This window comes from Georgenia halophila (genome assembly GCF_039541595.1).
Window position 1 is genome coordinate 440,968 of sequence record NZ_BAABGN010000002.1, and the last position, 23,799, is coordinate 464,766.

20 protein-coding genes and 1 tRNA gene are annotated in these 23,799 nt (G+C 69.0%); 2 read left to right on the forward strand and 19 right to left on the reverse strand.

Translation table 11 applies throughout. From position 1 onward, the window contains the following. Window positions 1-5: 5 nt before the first annotated feature. The 14 genes from rpsS to rplJ form a co-directional block, all read right to left on the reverse strand. Entirely contained in the window at window positions 6-287 is a 282-nt protein-coding gene (gene rpsS / locus ABD907_RS03500) for a 30S ribosomal protein S19 (RefSeq protein WP_345215092.1), read from the reverse strand. 14 nt (window positions 288-301) lie between these two features. Continuing rightward, window positions 302-1,138, reverse strand: coding sequence for a 50S ribosomal protein L2 (gene rplB, locus ABD907_RS03505; protein WP_345215093.1), 837 nt, complete (start codon window positions 1,136-1,138; stop codon window positions 302-304). A 33-nt stretch (window positions 1,139-1,171) separates the two neighbouring features. Continuing rightward, window positions 1,172-1,477, reverse strand: coding sequence for a 50S ribosomal protein L23 (gene rplW / locus ABD907_RS03510; RefSeq protein ID WP_345215094.1), 306 nt, complete (start codon window positions 1,475-1,477; stop codon window positions 1,172-1,174). Further along, window positions 1,474-2,130, reverse strand: a complete 657-nt coding sequence (gene rplD / locus ABD907_RS03515; RefSeq protein ID WP_345215095.1) for a 50S ribosomal protein L4 — start codon at window positions 2,128-2,130, stop codon at window positions 1,474-1,476. Before rplD ends, rplW begins: the two co-directional genes overlap by 4 nt. A 5-nt stretch (window positions 2,131-2,135) precedes the next feature. Beyond that, window positions 2,136-2,804: a 50S ribosomal protein L3 gene (rplC, locus tag ABD907_RS03520; RefSeq protein WP_345215096.1), complete on the reverse strand. Its 669-nt coding sequence runs from the start codon at window positions 2,802-2,804 to the stop codon at window positions 2,136-2,138. A 10-nt stretch (window positions 2,805-2,814) separates the two neighbouring features. Next, a complete protein-coding gene (gene rpsJ / locus ABD907_RS03525) occupies window positions 2,815-3,123 on the reverse strand; it encodes a 30S ribosomal protein S10 (protein ID WP_345215097.1) in 309 nt (102 codons plus the stop codon). Between the two features lie 660 nt (window positions 3,124-3,783). Continuing rightward, window positions 3,784-4,977: an elongation factor Tu gene (tuf, locus tag ABD907_RS03530; RefSeq protein WP_345215098.1), complete on the reverse strand. Its 1,194-nt coding sequence runs from the start codon at window positions 4,975-4,977 to the stop codon at window positions 3,784-3,786. A 123-nt stretch (window positions 4,978-5,100) separates the two neighbouring features. Then, window positions 5,101-7,203: an elongation factor G gene (gene fusA / locus ABD907_RS03535; protein WP_345215099.1), complete on the reverse strand. Its 2,103-nt coding sequence runs from the start codon at window positions 7,201-7,203 to the stop codon at window positions 5,101-5,103. Between the two features lie 75 nt (window positions 7,204-7,278). Beyond that, window positions 7,279-7,749 carry a 30S ribosomal protein S7 gene (gene rpsG, locus ABD907_RS03540; RefSeq protein WP_345215100.1) on the reverse strand — a complete coding sequence of 157 codons (471 nt, stop codon included), beginning with the start codon at window positions 7,747-7,749 and terminating at the stop codon, window positions 7,279-7,281. After that, entirely contained in the window at window positions 7,749-8,123 is a 375-nt protein-coding gene (gene rpsL, locus ABD907_RS03545; protein ID WP_345215101.1) for a 30S ribosomal protein S12, read from the reverse strand. Before rpsL ends, rpsG begins: the two co-directional genes overlap by 1 nt. 450 nt (window positions 8,124-8,573) lie before the next feature. Further along, window positions 8,574-12,467 carry a DNA-directed RNA polymerase subunit beta' gene (locus ABD907_RS03550; protein WP_345215102.1) on the reverse strand — a complete coding sequence of 1,298 codons (3,894 nt, stop codon included), beginning with the start codon at window positions 12,465-12,467 and terminating at the stop codon, window positions 8,574-8,576. Between the two features lie 134 nt (window positions 12,468-12,601). Then, window positions 12,602-16,111, reverse strand: coding sequence for a DNA-directed RNA polymerase subunit beta (gene rpoB, locus ABD907_RS03555; RefSeq protein ID WP_345215103.1), 3,510 nt, complete (start codon window positions 16,109-16,111; stop codon window positions 12,602-12,604). Window positions 16,112-16,363: 252 nt separating this feature from the next. After that, window positions 16,364-16,756 (reverse strand): 50S ribosomal protein L7/L12, encoded by a 393-nt coding sequence (gene rplL, locus ABD907_RS03560; protein WP_345215104.1) that lies wholly within the window; start codon window positions 16,754-16,756, stop codon window positions 16,364-16,366. A 75-nt stretch (window positions 16,757-16,831) separates the two neighbouring features. Continuing rightward, window positions 16,832-17,353, reverse strand: a complete 522-nt coding sequence (gene rplJ, locus ABD907_RS03565; protein WP_345215105.1) for a 50S ribosomal protein L10 — start codon at window positions 17,351-17,353, stop codon at window positions 16,832-16,834. 365 nt (window positions 17,354-17,718) lie between these two features. On the opposite strand from rplJ, the gene ABD907_RS03570 reads away from it, so the two are divergent. Next, window positions 17,719-17,955: a hypothetical protein gene (locus ABD907_RS03570; RefSeq protein ID WP_345215106.1), complete on the forward strand. Its 237-nt coding sequence runs from the start codon at window positions 17,719-17,721 to the stop codon at window positions 17,953-17,955. A gap of 122 nt (window positions 17,956-18,077) precedes the next feature. Beyond that, on the forward strand, window positions 18,078-20,912 hold the full coding sequence (locus tag ABD907_RS03575; protein ID WP_345215107.1) for an ATP-binding protein: 2,835 nt from the start codon (window positions 18,078-18,080) through the stop codon (window positions 20,910-20,912). A gap of 114 nt (window positions 20,913-21,026) precedes the next feature. Here ABD907_RS03575 and rplA read toward each other — a convergent pair whose 3' ends face one another. The 5 genes from rplA to ABD907_RS03600 all read right to left on the reverse strand — a co-directional run bounded on the left by rplA (window position 21,027) and on the right by ABD907_RS03600 (window position 23,795). Continuing rightward, entirely contained in the window at window positions 21,027-21,743 is a 717-nt protein-coding gene (gene rplA / locus ABD907_RS03580) for a 50S ribosomal protein L1 (protein ID WP_345215108.1), read from the reverse strand. Between the two features lie 97 nt (window positions 21,744-21,840). Further along, window positions 21,841-22,269 (reverse strand): 50S ribosomal protein L11, encoded by a 429-nt coding sequence (gene rplK / locus ABD907_RS03585; RefSeq protein ID WP_345215109.1) that lies wholly within the window; start codon window positions 22,267-22,269, stop codon window positions 21,841-21,843. A gap of 133 nt (window positions 22,270-22,402) precedes the next feature. Then, window positions 22,403-23,263, reverse strand: a complete 861-nt coding sequence (gene nusG / locus ABD907_RS03590; RefSeq protein ID WP_345215110.1) for a transcription termination/antitermination protein NusG — start codon at window positions 23,261-23,263, stop codon at window positions 22,403-22,405. An 81-nt stretch (window positions 23,264-23,344) separates the two neighbouring features. Further along, complete coding sequence (secE, locus tag ABD907_RS03595; RefSeq protein WP_345215111.1) at window positions 23,345-23,614, reverse strand: preprotein translocase subunit SecE; 270 nt, start codon at window positions 23,612-23,614, stop codon at window positions 23,345-23,347. 108 nt (window positions 23,615-23,722) lie between these two features. Next, a tRNA-Trp gene (locus ABD907_RS03600) sits at window positions 23,723-23,795 on the reverse strand. Window positions 23,796-23,799: the final 4 nt, after the last annotated feature.

Sequence of the window (23,799 nt, forward strand, 5' to 3'; positions counted from 1 at the left end):
GCGCCTCAGCGGCGGCGGGCCTTGCGGTCGTCCTTGTCGTGCCCGCGGTAGGTGCGGGTCGGGGCGAACTCCCCCAGCTTGTGCCCCACCATCGACTCGGTGATGAAGACGGGCACGTGCTTGCGGCCGTCGTGCACCGCGAAGGTGTGGCCTAGGAAGTCCGGCGTGATGACCGACCGGCGGGACCAGGTCTTGATGACGTTCTTGCTGCCCTTCTCGTTCTGGACGTCCACCTTCTTCTGCAGGTGGTCGTCGACGAAAGGACCCTTCTTCAGACTGCGCGGCATGTCGTCGTGTCTCCTCAGCGCTTCTTGCCGGTCCGGCGACGGCGCACGATGAGCTGGTCGCTGGGCTTGTTCGGTCGGCGGGTGCGGCCCTCTGGCTTGCCCCACGGGCTGACCGGGTGGCGGCCACCGGAGCTCTTGCCCTCACCACCGCCGTGCGGGTGGTCCACCGGGTTCATGACGACGCCGCGGACGGTCGGGCGCTTGCCCTTCCATCGCATACGGCCGGCCTTGCCCCAGCTGATGTTCGACTGCTCGGCGTTACCGACCGCACCGATGGTGGCCCGGCAGCGCGCGTCGACGTTGCGGATCTCGCCGGAGGGCATCCGCAGCTGCGCGAACTTGCCCTCCTTCGCCACCAGCTGCACGGATGCGCCGGCCGAGCGGGCGATCTTGGCGCCGCCGCCCGGACGAAGCTCGATCGCGTGCAGCACGGTGCCGACCGGGATGTTGCGCAGCGCGAGGTTGTTGCCCGGCTTGATGTCGGCGCCCGGACCGTTCTCGATCTGGTCGCCCTGCTTGAGTCGGGTCGGCGCGAGGATGTAGCGCTTCTCGCCGTCGGCGTAGTGCAGCAGGGCGATGCGGGCGGTGCGGTTCGGGTCGTACTCGATGTGCGCCACCTTCGCGGGCACGCCGTCCTTGTCGTGACGACGGAAGTCGATCACGCGGTAGGCGCGCTTGTGGCCCCCACCCTTGTGCCGGGTGGTGATCCGGCCGGTGGAGTTGCGGCCGCCGCTCTTGGACAGCGGGCGGACCAGCGACTTCTCCGGCTCGGAGCGGGTGACCTCCACGAAGTCGGCCACGCTCGAGCCGCGGCGGCCCGGCGTCGTCGGCTTGTACTTACGAATTCCCATGGGTGTCGATCCTCAAATCTCTCGTCCCCGGCGTCAGCCGGCGACCTCGCCGAAGATGTCGATGGACCCCTCGCGCAGCGTGATGATCGCGCGCTTGGTGTCCTTGCGCTTGCCGGTGCCGAACCGCGTGCGGCGGGTCTTGCCCTTGCGGTTCACGGTGTTCACCGCGCCGACCTTGACGTCGAAGATCTTCTCGATCGCGTTCTTGATCTCGGTCTTGTTCGAGCGGGTGTCGACCTCGAAGGTGTACTTGCCCTCGTCGATCAGTCCGTAGCTCTTCTCCGAGACGATCGGCTTGACGATGATGTCGCGGGGGTTCTTGCTCTCCTCGACGCTCACTTTTCCTCCTCAGCCGACGCATTCTTCGGTCCCTCGACGAACGCCTGCAGCGCGCCGGAGGTGAACACGACGTCGTCGTTGACGAGGACGTCGTAGGTGTTCAGCTGGTCGACCCAGAGCAGGTGCACGCTCGGGACGTTCCGCAGGCTCAGCACGGCCAGGTCGTCACCGCGCTCGAGGGCGACCACCGCGGTGCGGTCGCCGATCACGTTGCGCAGCGCGGCCAGGGCGTCCTTCGTCTTCGGGGTCTCGCCGGAGACGAGCTCGGAGACGACGTGCACCCGGCCGGCACGGGCGCGGTCCGAGAGGGCGCCACGCAGCGCGGCCGCCTTCATCTTCTTCGGTGTGCGCTGACTGTAGTCCCGCGGCTGCGGGCCGTGGACGGTGCCACCGCCGGCGAACTGCGGGGCGCGGGTCGAGCCCTGACGGGCGCGGCCGGTGCCCTTCTGCCGGTACGGCTTCTTGCCGCCGCCCCGGACGTTGCCGCGCGTCTTCGTGGCGTGCGTGCCCTGACGGGCGGCAGCCTGCTGCGCGACCACGACCTGGTGGATCAGCGGGACGTTGGTCTGGACGTCGAACACCTCGTCGGGCAGCTCGGCCGAACCGGCCTTCTTGCCCGCGGCGTCCAGGACGTCGATGGTCTGCGTGGCCATGAGGTTCACGCCCCCTTCGCGGCGGTCCGGACGACGACGATGCCACCCTTGGGGCCGGGAACGGCACCCTTGAGGAGCAGGTAGCCCTGCTCGGCGTCGACGGCGTGGATCGTGAGGTTCTGAGTGGTCTGGCGGTTGTGGCCCATCCGGCCGGCCATCCGCAGGCCCTTGAACACGCGCGACGGCGTCGCGGCGCCACCGATCGAGCCGGCCTTGCGGTGGTTCCGGTGCGCACCGTGCGAGGCGCCGACACCGGAGAATCCGTGCCGCTTCATGACGCCGGCGGTGCCCTTGCCCTTGGTGGTGCCGACGACGTCGACCAGCTGGCCGGCCTCGAAGGTGTCGGCCGCCAGCTCCTGGCCGAGGTTGTACTCGGCGGCGTCGGCCGTGCGGACCTCGGCGACGTGGCGGCGCGGGGTGACCTCGGCCTTGGAGAAGTGACCCTTCAGGGGCTGGGTCACCTTCCGCGGGTCGATCTGGCCGAAGGCGAGCTGGACGGCGCTGTAGCCGTCGGTCTCGGCGGTACGCACCTGGGTGATGACGTTGGTGCCCACCTTGACGACGGTGACGGGGACCATACGGCCGGCGTCGTCCCAGACCTGGGTCATGCCGAGCTTGGTGCCGAGCAGCGCCTTGACGGCGCGGTCGGCAGCCTGCTGGGAAGTCGTAGTCATGGCAGGATCCTCAGAGCTTGATCTCGATGTTGACGTCCGCCGGCAGGTCGAGACGCATGAGCGAGTCGACAGCCTTCGGAGTCGGGTCCACGATGTCGATCAGACGCTTGTGGGTGCGCATCTCGAAGTGGTCGCGGCTGTCCTTGTACTTGTGGGGCGAACGGATGACGGTGAACACGTTCTTCTCCGTCGGCAGCGGCACCGGACCCACGACCGTCGCACCAGCGCGAGTCACCGTGTCGACGATCTTGCGCGCCGAGCTGTCGATGACTTCGTGGTCGTAGGACTTGAGCCGGATGCGGATCTTCTGTCCCGCCATGGCGTCGTCTAACCTCTCTCGTACCGCTTCCGTTACCGGCCCCCGCGCTCGGGCGTGTCGCGATACTCGACACGATCCGACCCGGACGTTTTCCGTAGCGGGGTTGGTTCGTTGTGGTGCTTGGTTCGCCTGCGGGACGGGCCCGCTCCAGCGACATGATTCGGGGGCACAGGCCCCAGGCAACCGCTCTAGTCTGCCAGAGCGAGTACGCACTTGACCAGCCGTGGGCCGCTCCCCCGATGAGGGATGGATCACGACGGGTCGTTCTGCGGCTCCGAGCGAGGCGCGGAGCCAGCCGTGCGCGGCCCGGTCGTGCTGGCCCGCGGCGTCACTCTACCAACCGCGATCCCCCGGCCGCGACTCCCGGCCCTGTGACGCCGCGCACCGAGCACCGTCGCGCTCAGCGCACCGTCGCGCTCAGTGCTCCGTCCCGCTCAATGCTCCGTGCCGTCCACCGCTCGCCCGGGACTACGCGGGAAGGTTCGTCAGGACTAGCCTGACGAACCTTCCCCAGTAGCCGGTCCGGACGCTGGGGTAGCGGCACTGGACCGGCGCGGAGGCTGCACGCACGACGAGGGCCCGGCAGCTGGTGCTGCCGGGCCCTCGCTGGGTCCTGCGTCGCCGGCCGTAGCCGACTGCCGGGCTAGACCCGGCGGGCGATCACTTGAGGATCTTGGTCACGCGGCCTGAGCCGACGGTGCGGCCACCCTCACGGATGGCGAAGCCGAGGCCCTCCTCCATGGCGATCGGCTGGATCAGCTCGACCGTCATCTCGGTGTTGTCGCCGGGCATGACCATCTCGGTGCCCTCGGGCAGCGTGATGACGCCGGTGACGTCCGTGGTCCGGAAGTAGAACTGCGGACGGTAGTTCGAGTAGAACGGGTTGTGTCGCCCGCCCTCGTCCTTGGCCAGGATGTAGACCTGGCCCTCGAACTGGGTGTGCGGGGTGATCGAGCCCGGCTTGCAGATGACCTGCCCGCGCTCGACGTCCTCACGCTTGGTGCCGCGCAGCAGCAGCCCGACGTTCTCGCCGGCGTCCGCGGTGTCCAGCAGCTTGCGGAACATCTCGATGCCGGTGACCGTCGTGGTCTGCTTCTGCTCCTTGATGCCGAGGATCTCGACGTCGGAGTTCACCTTGAGCTGACCGCGCTCGACGCGGCCGGTGACGACGGTGCCGCGCCCGGTGATCGTGAAGACGTCCTCGATCGGCATGAGGAACGGCTTGTCGATGTCACGGACCGGGTCCGGGATGTTCTCGTCCACGGCCTCCATGAGGTCCGCGATGGACTGGACCCACTGCGGGTCGTCCTCGAGGGCCTTGAGCGCCGAGACACGCACGACCGGGACGTCGTCGCCGGGGAAGTCCTGGCTGGAGAGCAGCTCACGGACCTCCATCTCGACGAGCTCGAGGATCTCCTCGTCCTCGACCATGTCGGCCTTGTTCAGCGCGACGAGCAGGTACGGGACGCCGACCTGGCGGGCCAGGAGGACGTGCTCACGGGTCTGCGCCATCGGGCCGTCGGTCGCCGCGACCACGAGGATCGCGCCGTCCATCTGAGCGGCACCGGTGATCATGTTCTTGATGTAGTCGGCGTGCCCCGGGGCGTCGACGTGCGCGTAGTGACGCTTGTCCGTTTGATACTCGACGTGCGACACGTTGATCGTGATGCCGCGCTGCTTCTCTTCAGGAGCGTTGTCGACCTTGTCGAACGGGGTGAACTCGTTCAGGTCCGGGAACTTCTCTGCCAGCACCTTCGAGATCGCGGCAGTCAGCGTCGTCTTGCCGTGGTCGACGTGACCGATGGTGCCGATGTTGACGTGCGGCTTGGTCCGCTCGAACTTGGCCTTCGCCACTGGTGTCCTCCTGGGACTCGGGTAGTTTCTCAGCTCTGGCAGGTGCTTAGGCGAAGCCCCTGCCGGGGCGGATGGGATCCTACGGGTCGGTTATGGGTTACTTGTAGGGTCGACCTGTGGGACTCACTCGCCCCGGGTCTTCTTGATGATCTCGTCGGCGACGTTCCGGGGAACCTCGCCGTAGCTGTCGAACTGCATGGTGTACACGGCGCGACCCTGGGTCTTGGACCGCAGGTCGCCCACGTAACCAAACATCTCGGACAGCGGCACGAGTGCGCGGACGACCTTGACGCCGCTCGCTTCCTCCATCGACTGGATCATGCCACGCCGGGAGTTCAGGTCGCCGATGACGTCGCCCATGTACTCCTCGGGCGTACGCACCTCGACGTCCATCATCGGCTCGAGCAGTGCCGGGTCGGCCCTGCGGACACCCTCCTTGAGCACCATCGAGCCGGCGATCTTGAAGGCCATCTCCGAGGAGTCGACCTCGTGGAAGGCCCCGTCGAGCAGGGTCGCCTTGACGCCTACCATCGGGTAGCCGGCGACGACACCGTTCTGGAGCGCGTCCTGGATGCCGGCGTCCACGCTCGGGATGTACTCGCGCGGGATGCGGCCACCGGTGACCTTGTTCTCGAACTCGTAGAGCTCGCCCTCCGAGGTGTCGAGCGGCTCGAAGGTGACCTGCACCTTCGCGAACTGCCCGGAGCCACCGGTCTGCTTCTTGTGCGTGTAGTCGAGCTTCTCGACCTTGCGACGGATGGTCTCGCGGTAGGCGACCATCGGCGCACCGACGTTGGCCTCGACCTTGAACTCCCGCTTCATCCGGTCGACCAGGATGTCGAGGTGCAGCTCGCCCATGCCGCCGATGACGGTCTGGCCGGTCTCGTCGTCCAGCCGGACGGTGAAGGTCGGGTCCTCCTCGGCCAGCTTCTGGATCGCCGTCGACAGCTTCTCCTGGTCGCTCTTGGTCTTGGGCTCGATGGCCACGTGGATGACCGGCTCGGGGAAACTCATCGACTCGAGGATGATCGGGGCGTCCTGCGAGGTGAGGGTGTCACCGGTGGTGACGTCCTTCAGGCCGATGAACGCGTAGATGTGGCCGGCGTGGGCCTCCTCGACCGGGTTCTCCTTGTTGGAGTGCATCTGGAACATCTTCCCGATGCGCTCCTTCTTGCTCTTGGTCGAGTTGAGCACCTGGGCGCCCTGCGACACCTTGCCCGAGTAAACCCGGACGTAGGTCAGCTTGCCGAAGAAGGGGTGGGTGGCCACCTTGAAGGCGAGGCCCGAGAAGGGCTCCTTCTCGTCCGGGTGACGCTCGAGCACCTCCTCCTCGTTCCCCACGGCGTGACCCTCGACCGCCGGCACGTCGAGCGGGGACGGCAGGTAGTCGATCACGGCGTCGAGGACGGGCTGCACGCCCTTGTTCTTGAACGCCGAGCCGCAGAAGACGGGGTACGCCTCGCCGGTGACCGTCAGGGCGCGGACACCCTTCTTGATCTCCGCGACCGTGAGCTCCTCACCGCCGAGGTACTTCTCGAGCAGCTCCTCGTCGGCCTCGGCGACCTTCTCCAGCAGCGCGGTGCGGTACTGCTCGGCGCGCTCCAGCAGCTCCGCGGGGATGTCCTCGGTCTCGAACTCGGCACCGAGCGCGACCTCGCCGCGCCAGGTCAGCGCCTTCATGGTGACGAGGTCGATGACGCCCTGGAAGTCGTTCTCCGAGCCGATGGGCAGCTGCATCACCAGCGGCACGGCCTTGAGTCGGTCCTCGATCGTCTTGATCGTGAAGTAGAAGTCCGCGCCGAGCTTGTCCATCTTGTTGACGAAGCAGATGCGCGGCACGTTGTACTTGTCCGCCTGGCGCCACACGGTCTCGGACTGGGGCTCGACCCCCTCCTTGCCGTCGAAGACGGCGACCGCTCCGTCGAGCACGCGCAGCGACCGCTCCACCTCGACGGTGAAGTCGACGTGGCCCGGGGTGTCGATGATGTTGATCTGGTTGTCTTTCCAGAAGCAGGTCGTCGCGGCGGACGTGATGGTGATGCCGCGCTCCTGCTCCTGCGCCATCCAGTCCATCGTGGCGGCGCCGTCGTGCACCTCACCGATCTTGTAGTTGATCCCGGTGTAGAAGAGGATCCGCTCGGTGGTGGTGGTCTTACCGGCATCGATGTGCGCCATGATGCCGATGTTGCGGACCTTGGTCAGGTCGGTCAGCACATCAAGTGCCACGTGAGGCTCTCTTCGGTCGTGTTGTCTACGAGGATGGGCACTCGGCCCGGGGTCGCCGTGCGGCGAGGGCGGCGACTACCAGCGGTAGTGCGCGAAGGCGCGGTTCGACTCGGCCATGCGGTGGGTGTCCTCGCGGCGCTTCACCGCGGCACCGAGGCCGTTGGAGGCGTCGAGGATCTCGTTCATGAGCCGCTCGGTCATCGTCTTCTCCCGACGGGTGCGGGAGTAGTCGACCAGCCACCGCAGCGCGAGCGTGGTCTGACGGACCGGGCGGACCTCGACGGGCACCTGGTAGGTCGCGCCACCGACACGGCGGGAGCGGACCTCGAGGGACGGGCGCACGTTCTCGAGCGCACGCTTGAGCACGACGGAGGGGTCGGACTGCGTCTTGTCCCGCACGCCTTCCATGGCGCCGTAGACAATCCGCTCGGCGGTCGACTTCTTGCCGTCCTGGAGCACGCGGTTGACCAACTGGGTGACGGTCGGCGAGCCGTAGACGGGGTCGACGACGAGCGGACGCTTCCGGACAGGGCCCTTGCGAGGCATTACTTCTTCTCCTTCTTCGCGCCGTAGCGGCTGCGAGCCTGCTGGCGGCCGCGCACGCCCTGGGTGTCGAGCGCGCCGCGGACGATCTTGTAACGGACACCGGGCAGGTCCTTCACACGACCGCCGCGCACGAGCACGATGGAGTGCTCCTGGAGGTTATGACCGACGCCGGGGATGTAGGCGGTGACCTCGATACCCGAGGACAGACGGACACGGGCCACCTTGCGCAGAGCCGAGTTCGGCTTCTTCGGGGTGGTCGTGTAGACGCGGGTGCACACACCGCGACGCTGCGGGCTGCCCTTGAGGGCCGGGGTCTTGGACGCGCCGGCCTTGACGCTACGGCCCTTGCGGACCAGCTGCTGAATCGTGGGCACTACATCTCCGTCTCGAAAGATTCTTGCTGCACTGATGATCGTGAACGTTCTACCTGCTCGCGGCGAGGTCCGCCTTGCGGGCCGATTCCGGCCTGCCTGGACTCGCTCGTACTGCCCCCGCTGTCGGGCGTGTCGACCAGCTGCTGCGCGCCTTGCCAACCACCTTGAGAGGTGAAGTGACCGGCTGCTGCTGGCGTTGACGCCGGCGGCCCCGCCCAGCCAGGCTGGTCACCCAGCGGCGTGAGAGGCGCACGCACGAGGGCCCGTTGTCGCGGGCACCGCCGACCAGCGTACTCTGCCGCGGAATCCTGCGTCAAAGGCCCGGTGGCGGTACCAGGCGTGGCGTACAACACGATCGGACGGCCGGCCGGTCGGTGCCGACACCGGCGGGGCCGGGAGGCGCGGTCGATCACGACCTGCCTCCCGGCCCTGTCGGCACGCTGCGGAGGGTCAGCGGAACTCCAGCCCGTACGTGTCGGAGGAACCGAAGTCCAGGTCGTCCAGGAGGATCTGGTCCTCCCGTCCGCCGGCGGGCGCGAAGTCGATGTCGCTGTACCCCATCCGGCTGAACGCCTGTGCCTTGGCCTCCTCGGTCGGCTCGACGACCACCTCGTGGTAGCGGGGCAGGCCCGTACCGGCGGGGATCAGCTTACCGAGGATGACGTTCTCCTTCAGGCCGAGCAGCGGGTCGCGACGGCTGCTCATGGCCGCCTCCGTGAGCACCTTCGTCGTCTCCTGGAAGGAGGCGGCGGACAGCCACGAGTCGGTGGCCAGCGAGGCCTTCGTGATGCCCATGAGCTCGGGCCGACCGGAGGCGGGGGTACCGCCCTCGGAGACCACGCGGCGGTTCTCCGTCTCGAAGCGGCTGCGCTCCATGAGCTCGCCCGGCAGCAGCCGGGACTCGCCGGAGTCCAGCACGGTCACGCGCCGCAGCATCTGCCGCACGATGACCTCGATGTGCTTGTCGTGGATGTCCACGCCCTGGGAGCGGTAGACCTCCTGGACCTGGTCGACGAGGTGCTTCTGCGTGGCGCGCGGGCCGAGGATGCGCAGGACCTTCTTGGGGTCGACCGCACCGGCGATGAGCTGCTTACCGACGGCGACGTGCTCGCCGTCCTCGACGAGCAGCCGTGCCCGCTTGGTGACCGGGAAGACCGAGTCCTCCTGACCGTCGTCGCGCACGACGATGATCTTGCGGGTGCGCTCGCTGTCGTCGATCTTGACGCGGCCAGCGGCCTCGGCGATCGGGGCCTCGCCCTTGGGGGTACGGGCCTCGAACAGCTCCTGGACACGCGGCAGACCCTGGGTGATGTCCTCCGCGGAGACCGCGCCACCGGTGTGGAAGGTCCGCATCGTCAGCTGCGTGCCGGGCTCGCCGATGGACTGCGCGGCGATGATGCCGACGGCCTCGCCGATGTCGACCAGCTTGCCGGTGGCCAGGGAACGGCCGTAGCACTTCGCGCAGGTGCCGACGGCGGACTCGCAGGTCAGGACCGAACGGATCTTGGCCTCTGAGATCCCGGCCCCCACCAGCCTGGCGATGAGCACGTCCCCGGCGTCCTCGCCCGCGTGGGCGATGACGTTGCCGTCGGAGTCCTTGACGTCCTGGGCGATCGTCCGGGCGTAGGCGTTGGTCTCCACCGTGTCGGCGCGCGTCAGGTTGCCCTGGGCGTCCGGCTCGGCGATGACCGTCGTCAGGCCCATGCGGGTGCCGCAGTCCTCCTCGCGGATGATGACGTCCTGGGAGACGTCCACCAGACGACGGGTGAGGTAGCCCGAGTCGGCGGTCCGCAGTGCGGTGTCGGCCAGACCCTTGCGAGCGCCGTGCGTGGCGATGAAGTACTCCAGCACGGACAGGCCCTCGCGGTAGTTGGACTTGATGGGGCGCGGGATGATCTCGCCCTTCGGGTCCGCCACCAGACCGCGCATACCGGCGATCTGACGGACCTGCATCCAGTTACCACGTGCTCCGGAGGTGACCATCCGGAACACGGTGTTGCGCTCCGGGAAGTTCTCCCGCATGGCGCTGTCGACGTCGTTCGTGGCCTTGGACCAGATGTCGATGAGCTCCTGACGGCGCTCGTCGTCCGTGATCAGACCCATGTCGTACTGCTCCTGGATCTTGGCCGCCTCACCCTCGTACTTCTCGAGGAGCCCGGCCTTGGCCTCCGGCGCGACGACGTCGGAGATCGCGATGGTCATGCCCGACCAGGTGGCCCAGCGGTAGCCGGCCTCCTTGAGGGCGTCGAGGCTCGCCCCGACGTCGACCTTGGGGTAGCGCTCGGCGAGGTCGTTGACGATCGCGCCGAGGACCTTCTTGTCCGCCACCTGGTTGGTGTACGCGTAGTTGGTCGGCAGGAGCTCGTTGAACAGGGCGCGGCCCAGGGTGGTGTCGAGGACCAGCGGCTGGCCCTCCTCCCAACCTTCGGGAGCGGTCCAGTCCTCCGGCGGCACGAGCGAGTCGAACCGGATCTTCACGGCCGCGTTGATGTCCAACTCGTGCCGGTCGAACGCCATCATGGCCTCGGCCGGGGAAGAGAAGACCCGCCCCGCACCCAGCGCGTCCTCGTGCTCCGCCGTCAGGTGGTACAGCCCCACGATCATGTCCTGCGAGGGCATGGTCACCGGACGTCCGTCCGACGGCTTGAGGATGTTGTTCGAGGACAGCATGAGGATGCGTGCCTCGGCCTGCGCCTCCGAGCTCAGCGGCAGGTGCACGGCCATCTGGTCGCCGTCGAAGTCGGCGTTGAACGCGCCGCAGACGAGGGGGTGCAGCTGGATGGCCTTGCCCTCGACCAGCTGGGGCTCGAACGCCTGGATGCCCAGACGGTGCAGCGTCGGCGCGCGGTTGAGCAGTACGGGGTGCTCCCGGATGACCTCGGAGAGGACGTCCCACACCTGCGGGCGGGAACGCTCGACCATGCGCTTGGCGGCCTTGATGTTCTGGGCGTGGTTGAGGTCCACGAGGCGCTTCATGACGAAGGGCTTGAACAGCTCGAGCGCCATCTGCTTCGGCAGGCCGCACTGGTGCAGCTTCAGGGTCGGGCCGACGACGATGACCGAGCGGCCCGAGTAGTCGACGCGCTTGCCGAGCAGGTTCTGACGGAACCGGCCCTGCTTGCCCTTGAGCATGTCGGAGATCGACTTCAGCGCCCGGTTGCCCGGACCCGTCACCGGACGCCCGCGGCGACCGTTGTCGAAGAGCGCGTCCACGGACTCCTGGAGCATGCGCTTCTCGTTGTTGACGATGATCTCCGGCGCGCCCAGGTCGAGGAGCCGCTTGAGGCGGTTGTTCCTGTTGATGACGCGGCGGTAGAGGTCGTTCAGGTCCGAGGTGGCGAACCGGCCGCCGTCGAGCTGGACCATGGGGCGCAGGTCCGGCGGGATGACCGGCACGCAGTCGAGGACCATGCCGAGCGGCGAGTTGCCGGTCGTCAGGAACGCGTTGACGACCTTCAGGCGCTTCAGGGCCCGGGTCTTGCGCTGTCCGGTCCCGGTGGCGATGAGCTCACGCAGGGCCGCGGCCTCCGCCTCCAGGTCAAAGTTCTCGAGACGCTTCTGGATCGCGTCGGCGCCCATGGCGCCCTTGAAGTAGATGCCGTAGCGGGCGTTGAGCTCCCGGTAGAGCAGCTCGTCGCCCTCGAGGTCGCCGACGGTGAGATTCTTGAAGCGGTCCCAGACCCGGTCGAGCCGCTCGAGGTCCTGCTCGGCACGCTTGCGGAGCTGGCTCATCTCACGCTCGGCGGACTTGCGCACCTTGTCGCGAGCGTCCGCCTTGGCCCCGGAGGCCTCGAGCTCGGCCAGGTCGGCCTCGAGCCGCTGCGCACGCGCCTCGATGTCGGTGTCGCGGCGCTGCTCGAGCTGCTTCTTCTCCAGGTCCATCTCGTTCTGGAGGGAGGGCAGGTCCTCGTGGCGGCCGTCCTGGTCGACCTCGGTGATCATGTAGGCGGCGAAGTAGATGACCTTCTCGAGGTCCTTCGGCGCGAGGTTGAGCAGATACCCCAGGCGCGAGGGCACGCCCTTGAAGTACCAGATGTGGGTGACGGGGGCGGCGAGCTCGATGTGGCCCATCCGCTCGCGGCGGACCTTGGAGCGGGTGACCTCCACACCGCAGCGTTCGCAGATGATGCCCTTGTAGCGCACGCGCTTGTACTTGCCGCATGCGCACTCCCAGTCACGGGTGGGGCCGAAGATCTGCTCACCGAACAGACCATCCTTCTCCGGCTTCAGGGTGCGGTAGTTGATGGTCTCCGGCTTCTTGACCTCACCGTGCGACCACGCACGCACGTCACCCACGGTCGCGAGCGAGATGTGCAGCTGGTCGAAGACATTAACGTCGAGCAAGGGTTCCTACTTCCGATCGGTAGAACACCGTGTACAGCTTGTGGGTTGAGCGTCGAGGGGATCGGTGCGCCGGGGGCGCCGCCGACCGTGTTCTGAGTGGTCGGCGACGCCGCGCCGGCGCTCCCCTGCGGGCTCTACAGTTCGTCGACGCTGCTGGCGTCCGGACGGCGCGAGAGGTCGATGCCGAGCTCCTCGGCGGCCCGGTACACCTCGTCGTCGGAGTCCTTCAGCTCGATCGCGTTTCCTTCCGCGTCGAGCGCCTCGACGTTCAGGCACAGCGAGCGCATCTCCTGGATGAGCACCTTGAAGGATTCGGGGATGCCCGGCTCCGGGATGTTCTCGCCCTTGACGATGGCCTCGTAGACCTTCACGCGACCGGTGACGTCGTCGGACTTGATGGTCAGCAGCTCCTGCAGGGCGTAGGCGGCGCCGTAGGCCTCGAGGGCCCAGACCTCCATCTCACCGAAGCGCTGGCCACCGAACTGGGCCTTACCACCCAGCGGCTGCTGCGTGATCATCGAGTACGGGCCGGTCGAGCGCGCGTGGATCTTGTCGTCCACCAGGTGGTGCAGCTTCAGGATGTACATGTAGCCGACCGCGATGTCCTCCGGGAACGGCTCGCCGGAGCGGCCGTCGAAGAGCTGCGCCTTGCCGTCCGTCTTGACCAGGCGTTCGCCGTCCCGCGTCGGCGTCGTGTGGCCGAGCAGTCCCTGGACCTCCTCCTGGTGGATCCCGTCGAACACCGGCGTGGCCACCGGTGTACGCGCCTCGCCCACGTGCGCCTCCGGCGGCAGGGTCTTGGTCCACTCCTCCGCGGCCTTGGCGGCCTCGGTGACGTCCCAGCCCTGTGCTGCGATCCACCCGAGGTGGAGCTCGAGCACCTGGCCGACGTTCATGCGGCCCGGTACGCCGAGCGGGTTGAGGATCACGTCCACCGGCGTACCGTCGGGCAGGAACGGCATGTCCTCGACCGGCAGGATCTTGGAGATGACGCCCTTGTTGCCGTGGCGGCCGGCGAGCTTGTCACCGTCGGTGATCTTGCGGCGCTGAGCGATGTAGACCCGCACCATCTGGTTCACGCCGGGGGGCAGCTCGTCGCCCTCCTCCTCGGCGAACTCCCGGATCCCGATGACGATGCCGGACTCGCCGTGCGGCACCTTCAGGGAGGTGTCGCGAACCTCGCGGGCCTTCTCGCCGAAGATGGCGCGGAGCAGGCGCTCCTCGGAGGTCAGCTCGGTCTCCCCCTTCGGGGTGACCTTGCCGACGAGGACGTCGCCGGAGTTGACCTCGGCGCCGATGCGGATGATGCCCCGCTCGTCGAGGTCCGCCAGCACCTCCTCGGAGACGTTCGGGATGTCCCGGGTGATCTCCTCGGCGCCCAGCTTGGTCTCGCGGGCGTCGACCTCGTGCTCCTCGATGTGGATCGAGGTGAGCACGTCGTCCTGCACCAGGCGCTGGGACAGGATGATGGCGTCCTCGAAGTTGTAGCCCTCCCAGGACATGAACGCCACGAGCAGGTTCCGGCCGAGCGCGAGCTCGCCGTCGTCGGTGGCGGGCCCGTCCGCGAGGACGGAGCCGTCCTCGACACGGGCGCCCTCGTCGACCAGCACGCGCTGGTTGTAGGAGTTGCCCTGGTTCGAGCGGCGGAACTTCGCGACCCGGTAGGTCTGGTTCGTCCCGTCGTCGGCCGAGACGTGGATGGCGTCCGCCGAGACCTCGGTGACGACACCGCCCTTGTTGGCCACGATGACGTCGCCGGCGTCGACGGCGGCACGGCGCTCCATGCCGGTCCCGACCAGCGGGGCCTCGCTGCGCAGCAGCGGCACGGCCTGGCGCTGCATGTTCGCACCCATGAGTGCGCGGTTGGCGTCGTCGTGCTCGAGGAACGGGATCATCGCCGTCGCCACGGACACCATCTGGCGCGCGGAGACGTCCATGTAGTCGATCTCGTCGATGGCGACCAGCGCCGGCTCACCGCCGGAAAGGCGGCACAGGGCCTGCTCCTCGAGGAAGTTGCCGTCGTCGTCCAGCGGCGCGGACGCCTGGGCGATGGTGTGGCGGTCCTCGTCGTCGGCGGTGAGGTAGACGACCTCGTCGGTGACGACGCCGCCCTTCACCACGCGGTACGGGGTCTCGACGAACCCGAAGGGGTTGATGCGGGCGAACGTCGCCAACGAGCCGATCAGACCGATGTTGGGGCCCTCAGGCGTCTCGATCGGGCACATCCGGCCGTAGTGCGAGGGGTGGACGTCACGCACGTCCATGCCGGCGCGGTCGCGGGACAGACCACCGGGGCCCAGCGCGGACAGACGACGCTTGTGCGTCAGGCCCGCCAGGGGGTTGTTCTGATCCATGAACTGCGAGAGCTGGGAGGTCCCGAAGAACTCCTTGATCGACGCCGACACCGGGCGGATGTTGATCAGTGTCTGCGGCGTGATCGCCTCGACGTCCTGGGTGGTCATGCGCTCACGGACCACACGCTCCATCCGCGACAGGCCGGTACGGACCTGGTTCTGGATGAGCTCGCCGACGGCGCGGATGCGCCGGTTGCCGAAGTGGTCGATGTCGTCGGTCTCGACGTTGATCTCGGCCGGCTCACCGTTGCGGCTGCCCGGCACGGACTCGTCGCCCTTGTGCAGCGCGAGGAGGTACTTGATCGTCGCGGTGATGTCCTCGAGGCGCATCACCGACTCGCTGAGGTCGGTGCTCAGACCGAGCTTCTTGTTCAGCTTGTAGCGGCCGACCTTCGCGAGGTCGTAGCGCTTGGGGTTGAAGTAGTAGTTCTCCAGCAGGGTGCGGCCGGCCTCCACCGTCGGCGGCTCGCCCGGGCGGACCTTGCGGTAGATGTCGAGCAGCGCCTCGTCCTGCGTGGTGACGCTGTCCTTCTCGAGCGTCTCGAGCAGCAGCGGGTAGTCGGCGAACTGCTCGCGGATCTCCGCCTCGCTCAGGCCGAGCGCGCGCAGGAAGACCGTGACGGACTGCTTGCGCTTGCGGTCGATGCGCACGCCGACGGCGTCGCGCTTGTCGATCTCGAACTCGAGCCACGCACCGCGGCTCGGGATCATCTTGGTGGTGAAGATGTCCTTGTCGGAGGTCTTGTCGGCGCTGCGCTCGAAGTACACGCCCGGGGAACGGACGAGCTGCGAGACGACGACGCGCTCGGTGCCGTTGATGATGAAGGTGCCGCGGTCGGTCATGAGCGGGAAGTCACCCATGAACACGGTCTGCGACTTGATCTCACCGGTCGTGTAGTTCACGAACTCGGCCGTCACGAACAGCGACGCGGCGAAGGTGAAGTCCTTCTCCTTGCACTCCTCCGACGTGTACTTTGGCGGCTCGAAGCGGTGGTCGCGGAAGGACAACGACATGGACTGGCCGAAGTCCTCGATCGGGGAGATCTCGTTGAAGATCTCCTCGAGTCCCGAGGTGCTGTTGATGTTCGTGTCGCCGTTCGCGGCCGCAGTCTCGACGCGCGCCTTCCAGGCGTCGGAGCCGAGGAGCCAGTCGAAGCTCTCCGTCTGGAGGCCGAGGAGGTCGGGCGCCTTGAGCGGCTCGTGAATCTTGGCGAAGGAGATGCGGCGAGATGCCGTACGGTTCGCGATAGCGTCAGCAGTAGGTGCGGAAGAGGTGCGCGAGGCAGCCAAAGGGGGTCCTTCCCTGCGAGTGGAGTGCACACTGCACTGATCACCTGGAGCTCAGCTGGAATACCCAGCCGGGGTACGGGTTGTGACCTGAAGACAGGCAGAGTCAGCGCAAAGCGTCAGCATACCCGTTGGACCATGGATAGTCCAACCGGCCGGACAGAACGGCCAAGGCCCGCACCGGATCGGTGCGGGCCTCGGCCGCGGTCTTTCACCGGTCCGGCAGTGGCACGAGGCCTGCCGGACCGGTGAGGATCACTTGAGGGTGACGGTGGCTCCGGCGCCCTCGAGGGACTCCTTGGCCTTGTCGGCCGCGTCCTGGCTGACGCCCTCGAGAACCGGCTTCGGCGCGCCGTCGACGAGGTCCTTGGCCTCCTTCAGGCCGAGGGAGGTCAGGGCGCGCACCTCCTTGATGACCTGGATCTTCTTGTCGCCGACCGACTCGAGGATGACGTCGAACTCCGTCTGCTCCTCGGCCTCTTCGGCGCCCTCGGCGCCACCGCCGCCCGCGGCGGGGGCAGCTGCGGCGACCGGGGCCGCGGCGGTGACCTCGAAGGTCTCCTCGAACTGCTTCACGAACTCGGAGAGCTCGATGAGGGTGAGCTCCTTGAAAGCGTCGATGAGCTCGTCGGTGCTGAGCTTCGCCATGAGTGGCGTTCCTTCCTGTCAGTCCTGCTACGCGAGCAGAGGTGGTGGTGGATGCCGTGTCCTGGCCCCGAGGGGTCAGGCCGCGGCGGCCTGCTTCTCGCGCAGGGCCTCGATGGTGCGCGCCGCCTCGGTGGCCGGCGCGTTGAAGACGTAGGCGGCCTGGAACAGCGCCGCCTTGAACGCTCCGGCCGCCTTGCTCAGCAGCACGTCGCGAGATTCGAGCTCGGCAAGCGTGTTGATGTCCCTCGCGGAGAGCTTGTTGCCCTCCAGGACGCCACCCTTGATCACGAGCTGGGTGTTCGCCTTGGCGAAGTCACGCAACGACTTGGCGACGTCGACCGGTTCCCCGGAGACGAACGCGATCGCGGTCGGGCCGGCGAGCTCGTCGTCGAGGTTGTCGATGCCCGCCTCCTTCGCCGCGATCGACGCGAGCGTGTTCTTCACGACGGCGTAGTTGGCGTTACCGCCGAGCGAGCGGCGCAGCTGCTGGAGCTGGGCGACGCTGAGCCCGCGGTACTCGGTGAGCATGACGGCGCTCGCCGCACGGAACTGCTCCGTGAGCTCGGCGACCGCAGCCGCCTTGTCAGGCCTCGCCATGGCCCTCCTTCCGGTCGTGACGCGCGGTCGGTGGGCCCGGAACGACAAGAGCCCCGTGCGCAGGGCACGGGGCTCAGCTGGACGTCCCGTCAGGGACGTAAAAGAGCTTGTGGCACCTGCGCAGGCTCCGCGAACGCGGACTTGGCCCCGTCCTGGCGGACAGGAGACCGGCGGTCTTTGGCAAGTCGCCACTCTACCGGCCCGCGACGCACCGCCACAACGTGCGGACCGGATGCGGGCAGTGCGCTTCGCCACACCTTCGCCTCGCGGACGTGCCGGCAAGGTACCTCAGGTCGACGACGGCGCTCGAGCGGGCAGGAGGCGGAGCATCTGCCCGATCCGCTCGCCTACCTCAGGCGACGAGCGTGGGAACGCAGCGGGCCACCGGGGCCCGCCGAGCGGAGGACGTCATGGACGCGAACATCTTCTACGAGCTCTACCGCCAGCGTGAGGCCGAGCTGGAGCGCCACCTCGAACGCCGGCTTGGCGTCGGGCTCCGGCCGGAGGCGGTGGTCCCCCGCCGCGGCATCCTCAGGGCCCTCCGAGCTCTCCGGTCGGCGCGCAGGGGGCGCATCGGCAGTCCCGCCGAGGTCCTGCGCTGAACCCGCAGATTCGGCTCGCGCGGGGCGAACGACTTCTGCCCGCGGCCGCACCGACCGAACGGTCGCGAGGTGCACGGCCGAGGACGGCACCGGGTGTCTGCGGTGCCTGGCACGATGGCGCCATGCAGGTGCCCCATGCTCGTCTGATCGGCCGGTCCGCCGAGCTGGCGACCCTCGGCCAGGCCCTCGACGCCGCCCGCGGCGGTGCCGGACGCACCGTCGTCGTCGCCGGAGAGGCGGGGATCGGCAAAACCCGCCTGGTCGAAGAGCTGCTCGCCAAGACCGCGCCGGACGACGGCGGACCGCTCGTCCTGCGCGGGCAGTGCGCCGCCTCGGGGGCGGGACCGGTGCCCTACTCGGGGCTGAACGGCGTCCTGCACGATGTGATCGAGTCGCTCGGCGCCGCGGACACCCTCGAGGCGGCGGGACCGGCGGCCGACGCGCTCGGTGTGCTCGCCCCCGGCCTCGTCCAGGTGCGTGCCGGCGTCGACACCGAGCGGCTGCCCGAGGTGCTCGTAGAGCTCCTGGTGGCGCTGGCGGGCACCCGGCCGATCGTCGTCGTGCTCGAGGACCTGCACTGGTCGTGCGACGTCACCCGCACCACGGTGGCGCGGCTGGCGCGGGCCGCGACGGCGGCGCCTCTGCTCGCCGTCCTGACCTACCGCAGCGACGACGTCGGGCGCCGGCACCCGCTGCGCACCACGCTCGCGGAGCTCGAGCGCTCGCGCCTGGCGGTCCGGATCGACCTCGGGCGCCTCGGTCCCGACGAGGTCGTGCAGCTCGCCGGCGAGCTGCACGGGTCGGTCGAGCCGGGCGCCGCGGTCGACGGCCTCGAGGACCTCGTCGAGCGCAGCGGGGGCGTCCCCTTCTACGTCGAGGAGCTCGCCTCCTACGTCGGCGGCGAGATACCGGACTCGCTGCGTGACGTCCTGCTGCTGCGGTACTCGCAGCTGAGCCCCGCCGCCCAGGAGTTCTGTCGGGCCGTCGCCGCGGCGGGTCAGCACGCCTCGCACGACCTTCTGACGGCAGCGCTGGGCGAGGACCGGCTGGTCGTGGCCGAGTCGGCCGCGCGCGAGGCGGTCGAGGCTCTGGTGCTCATCCCTGACCCGGACGGCTACCGCTTCCGGCACGCGCTGATGCAGGAGGCCGTGGTCGCCGAGCTCCTTCCGGGTGAGCGCCGGCGCCTCCACGCGGCGTACGCGACCGCCCTCGAGGCCCGTCCACCGAGCGTGGCCCGCCTCGCCGAGATCGCCGACCACTGGTGGCGCGCCCGCGTCCCGGAGCGAGCGCTCGCCGCGGCCGTGGCCGGCCAGACCGCGGCCGAGTCCGACGCCGGCACGTCGACCGCGCTCGCCCTCGGTGAGCGCGCGATGGACCTGTGGGACCTCGTTCCCGACGCAGAGCGGGTCGCGGGCATCACGCACGCCGAGCTGCTCCGGCGGGTCGCGGCTGCGCTGCACAGCTCGACCCGGGTGGACCGGGCGCTCGCGCTCGCCAGGCAGTCACTCGAGGAGTGGCCGCCCGGCGACCCCTCCGGCCGAGCCCGGATGCTCGGCCAGGTCAGCTACTACATGCTGCGCGCCGGGGACGTCTCCGGACTGGCCCGCCTCGAGGAGGCCCTCGAGGTCGTGCCCGACGACGATCTCTCCGCCCGCGCATCGCTCCTGCTGATCAAGGCCCGCAACGCGATGCTCGCCGGCCGGCACGGGGAGGCGGTCGAGGCCTCCGACGCCGGCTACGAGACCGCCATGGCGACCGGCGACACCGCGACCGCCTCGGTGCTGGTCAACGTGGGCGCGCTGAGCCGGATCAACAGCGGAGACCTGACCGCGCGCGCCGACCTGGACCGCGCCCGCGAGCTCGCCGGCACCGACTGGTACGCGCTCAGCCGCTACTACACCAACGCCTCGGACACCCACCTCAAGCTCGGCGAGTACGAGCAGGCCCTCGACCTGGCGTCCGAGGGCGCCGCCCGGGCGCGCGAGCTCGGTGCCGGGTGGGGGCCGCGGGCCATGCTGGAGGGCAACGCCGCCGAGGCGCTGCTGGGCCTCGGCCGCTGGGACGAGGCCGACGCATGGTACGAGCGGTCCATGCCCCTCGTCGCACCGAGCACGTTCGCGGTCTACCTGCACGAGCGCTGGACCTGGTTGACCTTCTGGCGCGGGGAGGTGGATCGGGCGCAGGCGATGGCGCGGTCCCGAGGGGAGCGGTGGCTGCAGCACAGCCGCAACGAGATGCAGATCCGGTCACGGGCGTCGACCACCCTCGCCGAGCTCGCGCTGGCCCGCGGTGACGTCGACGACGCGCTCCGGACCGTGGCGGCGGCCACCGACCCGGCCGCCCTCTACGGCTACTACCGCCTGCCGGTCCTCGGCGTGGCCGGCAAGGCGCTCGGTCGGGCCCGCGAGGCCGGACGAGCAGTCGACGAGGGGCCGTACCGCGCCGCACTGGCGGCGTGCGCGTCCTGGCCGACCTACCCGGTGTGGGCGGCGCTCTTCGCCGCCGAGCTCGGTGAGGGCCCCTGGTCCGCCGTGACGGAGGCCGACGGGCCGGCGCACCTGCTTCCCTACGCCCTGTACCGCGACGGCGCTGCCCTGCTGGCGGCCGGCGACCGGGCTGGGGCCAGGGACCGGCTCACCGATGCCGTGGAGGCGGCCACCGCCATCGCCTCCGGCCTGGTCGCGAACGAGGCAGCGGCGCTCCTGGTGAGCGGAGCCCTGGGCCGGCCCGCCCGCGGCGGCACCGTTGCCGGCCGGGACGACGAGCGCCTCACCGACCGTGAGAGCCAGGTGCTCGAGCTCGTCGCCGAGGGACTGACCAACGGGCAGATCGCCGAGCGGCTGTTCATCAGCCGCAAGACGGCGTCGGTCCACGTCTCGGCGATCCTGCGCAAGCTGGGCGTGTCCAGCCGCACCGCGGCGGCCATGCTGGCGGGCTCCGAGCGGACGGCCTCCTGACGGGTCCACACAGCGGACGACGGCGGCCCGGCACCTCCTCGCGGAATTGCCGGGCCGCCGTCTTGCGGCTCTGTCGCCCTCAGGTCCGGCGGGACCTTGCCGAGGACCTCGCCGTCAGGACGCGGCCTCGGTGGTGAGGTTGCGAGTCTTGGTGGCGTCCAGCGGGATGCCGGGGCCCATCGTCGTGGTCAGCGTCGCCTTGGAGATGTAGCGACCCTTCGAGCTCGACGGCTTGAGGCGGAGGATCTCCTCCTGCGCCGCGGCGTAGTTCTCGACGAGCTTGTCGTCGTCGAAGCTGGCCTTGCCGATGACGAAGTGGAGGTTCGCGTGCTTGTCGACGCGGAACTCGATCCGGCCGCCCTTGATGTCGCTCACGGCCTTGGCCACGTCCATCGTCACGGTGCCGGTCTTCGGGTTCGGCATGAGGCCGCGGGGGCCGAGGACCCGGCCGAGGCGGCCGACCTTGCCCATGAGGTCCGGCGTGGCGACGGCGGAGTCGAAGTCCGTGTAACCGCCCGCGACCTTCTCGATGAGCTCGTCGCCGCCGACCTCGTCGGCGCCGGCCTCGATGGCCTGGGCCGCCCGGTCACCGACGGCGAACACGATCACGCGTGCCGTCTTGCCCGTGCCGTGCGGCAGGTTGACGGTGCCGCGGACCATCTGGTCCGCCTTGCGCGGGTCGACGCCGAGGCGGAACGCCACCTCGATGGTGGGGTCGAACTTGGTGCTGGCGCCCTCCTTGGCGAGGCGGACCGCCTCGAGGGGGCTGTACAGCTCGTCGGGCCGGATCTTCTCGGCCGCCTTGCGGTAGTTCTTGCTGCGCGTGCTCATCTGCTTCTCTTCTCTGCAGTCGTGGTGATGCGGGTCCGCGCGGACCCTGCCACTGGCGCGCCCTGGGGCGCATGTTCAACGGAGTCAGCCCGCTGTGTCAGTCGATGGTGATGCCCATGGAGCGGGCGGTGCCGGAGATGATCTTCTCCGCGGTGTCGATGTCGTTCGCGTTGAGGTCTTCCATCTTGGTGCGGGCGATCTCCTGCACCTGGTCACGGCTGATGGAGGCGACCTTGACGTTGTGCGGGGTGCCGGAGCCCTTGCTGACGCCGGCGGCCTTCTTGATGAGCTCGGCGGCCGGCGGGGTCTTGGTGATGAACGTGAACGAGCGGTCCTCGTACACCGTGATCTCGACCGGGATGACGTTCCCGCGCTGCGCCTCGGTGGCCGCGTTGTAGGCCTTGCAGAACTCCATGATGTTCACGCCGTGCTGACCGAGCGCGGGGCCGATCGGCGGCGCGGGGGTCGCAGCACCGGCCTGGATCTGGAGCTTGATCAGGCCTGAGACCTTCTTCTTGGGAGGCATGGTGCTTCTCTACTTTCTGTGTCGTGGGCCGACGCCGTGGGCGATGACCCGGTTGCAGTGCTGCCGGCTCTCGGGCGGTCCGGAGCTCCTTCTGGAGCTTCGCGGTCCGCCGCTCTTCGGGGACCCCGGGGGATCAGATCTTCGCGACCTGGGAGAACGACAGCTCGACCGGGGTCTCCCGGCCGAAGATGGTGACGAGCACCTTGAGCTTCTGGCTCTCGGGGCTGATCTCGGAGATGGTCGCCGGCAGGGTCTCGAACGGACCGTCGGTGACGGTGACGGACTCGCCGACCTCGAAGTCCACCGTGATCGGTGCGGCCGCAGGGCCGCCGCCGGCGGCCGCGGGCGTCTTGGCACCGGCGGCGGGCTGGGCGGGTGCCTGCAAGCTCGGGGCGAGCATGGAGAACACCTCGTCGTCGCTCAGTGGGACCGGCTGGTGGGTGTGGCCGACGAAGCCGGTGACTCCGGGAGTGTGCCGGACGGTGCCCCAAGACTCGTCGGTCAGGTCCATACGCACGAGCGTGTAGCCGGGGATCCGCACCCGGTTGACGATCTTGCGCTGGGCGTTCTTGATCTCGACGACCTCCTCCATGGGGACCTCTACCTGGTAGATGTAGTCCTCCATGTTGAGGCTCTGGATGCGGTTCTCCAGGTTGGCCTTGACGCGCTTCTCGTAGCCCGCGTAGGTGTGCACCACGTACCACTCCCCCGGCAGCATGCGCAGCTCGCGGCGGAACGCCTCGACGGGGTCCTCCTCCTCGGCGGGCGCCGCCTCGGCCTGCTCCTGCGCGGGAGCCGACTCGGCGGCCTCCTCGGCGGGCTCGGCCGTCTCCTCGTCGGCGGGCGTCGGCTCGGCCGTCTCCTCGGCGGCGTCCGCGGTCGCGTCCTCGGCCGGAGCGGCGTTGGCGGCGTCCTCGGACGCGGCGGCGGCGCCCGGCTGGGGCTCGAGCGACGTCTCGTCGACGTCTCGCGGCTCGAGAGTCTCCTCAGACACTTAGGACCTGCTTTCTCCGTGGTGCGGCTACTGGTTCTGGCTGTGCGGTCGGCGGTCGAGTGGTCAGCTGGCCGGTGCGTCTCAGCCGAAGATCCACAGCACGAGCCGACCGAAGGAGAGGTCGAGAAGCCCCACGAAGGCCATCACCGCGGCGACGAAGACGAGCACCACGACGAAGTAGGTCAGCAGCTCGCTGCGCGTCGGGCGCACGACCTTCTTGAGCTCGCCGATCACCTGACGGACGAACAGGACGATGCGCTCGAAGACGCCGGGCCTCTTCTTGTTCGTGGCCGCTCCGGAGCGCTCCGCGCGCTCGGGCCGCCCCGACGTCGCGCTCGCAGACTCGCTCACGGGAATTCCTTCGTCTCTGGCCGGTTCCGACCCGCCCGTACGGGCGAGTGCAGCTCCCCATGTGGCGGAGCCGACTTCAGGCCCTCAGCCGCTCGGCTGTGGTCCCGGCAGGGCAGGAGGGACTCGAACCCACAACCGCCGGTTTTGGAGACCGGTGCGCTACCAATTGCGCCACTGCCCTTCGA

Bases quoted from the DNA above. Each gene is read 5' to 3' on its own strand.
- rpsS (WP_345215092.1), bottom strand. From the start codon at position 287: ATGCCGCGCAGTCTGAAGAAGGGTCCTTTCGTCGACGACCACCTGCAG.
- rplB (WP_345215093.1), bottom strand. From the start codon at position 1,138: ATGGGAATTCGTAAGTACAAGCCGACGACGCCGGGCCGCCGCGGCTCG.
- rplD (WP_345215095.1), bottom strand. From the start codon at position 2,130: ATGGCCACGCAGACCATCGACGTCCTGGACGCCGCGGGCAAGAAGGCC.
- rplC (WP_345215096.1), bottom strand. From the start codon at position 2,804: ATGACTACGACTTCCCAGCAGGCTGCCGACCGCGCCGTCAAGGCGCTG.
- rpsJ (WP_345215097.1), bottom strand. From the start codon at position 3,123: ATGGCGGGACAGAAGATCCGCATCCGGCTCAAGTCCTACGACCACGAA.
- rpsG (WP_345215100.1), bottom strand. From the start codon at position 7,749: ATGCCTCGCAAGGGCCCTGTCCGGAAGCGTCCGCTCGTCGTCGACCCC.
- rplL (WP_345215104.1), bottom strand. From the start codon at position 16,756: ATGGCGAAGCTCAGCACCGACGAGCTCATCGACGCTTTCAAGGAGCTC.
- rplJ (WP_345215105.1), bottom strand. From the start codon at position 17,353: ATGGCGAGGCCTGACAAGGCGGCTGCGGTCGCCGAGCTCACGGAGCAG.
- ABD907_RS03575 (WP_345215107.1), top strand. From the start codon at position 18,078: ATGCAGGTGCCCCATGCTCGTCTGATCGGCCGGTCCGCCGAGCTGGCG.
- rplA (WP_345215108.1), bottom strand. From the start codon at position 21,743: ATGAGCACGCGCAGCAAGAACTACCGCAAGGCGGCCGAGAAGATCCGG.
- rplK (WP_345215109.1), bottom strand. From the start codon at position 22,269: ATGCCTCCCAAGAAGAAGGTCTCAGGCCTGATCAAGCTCCAGATCCAG.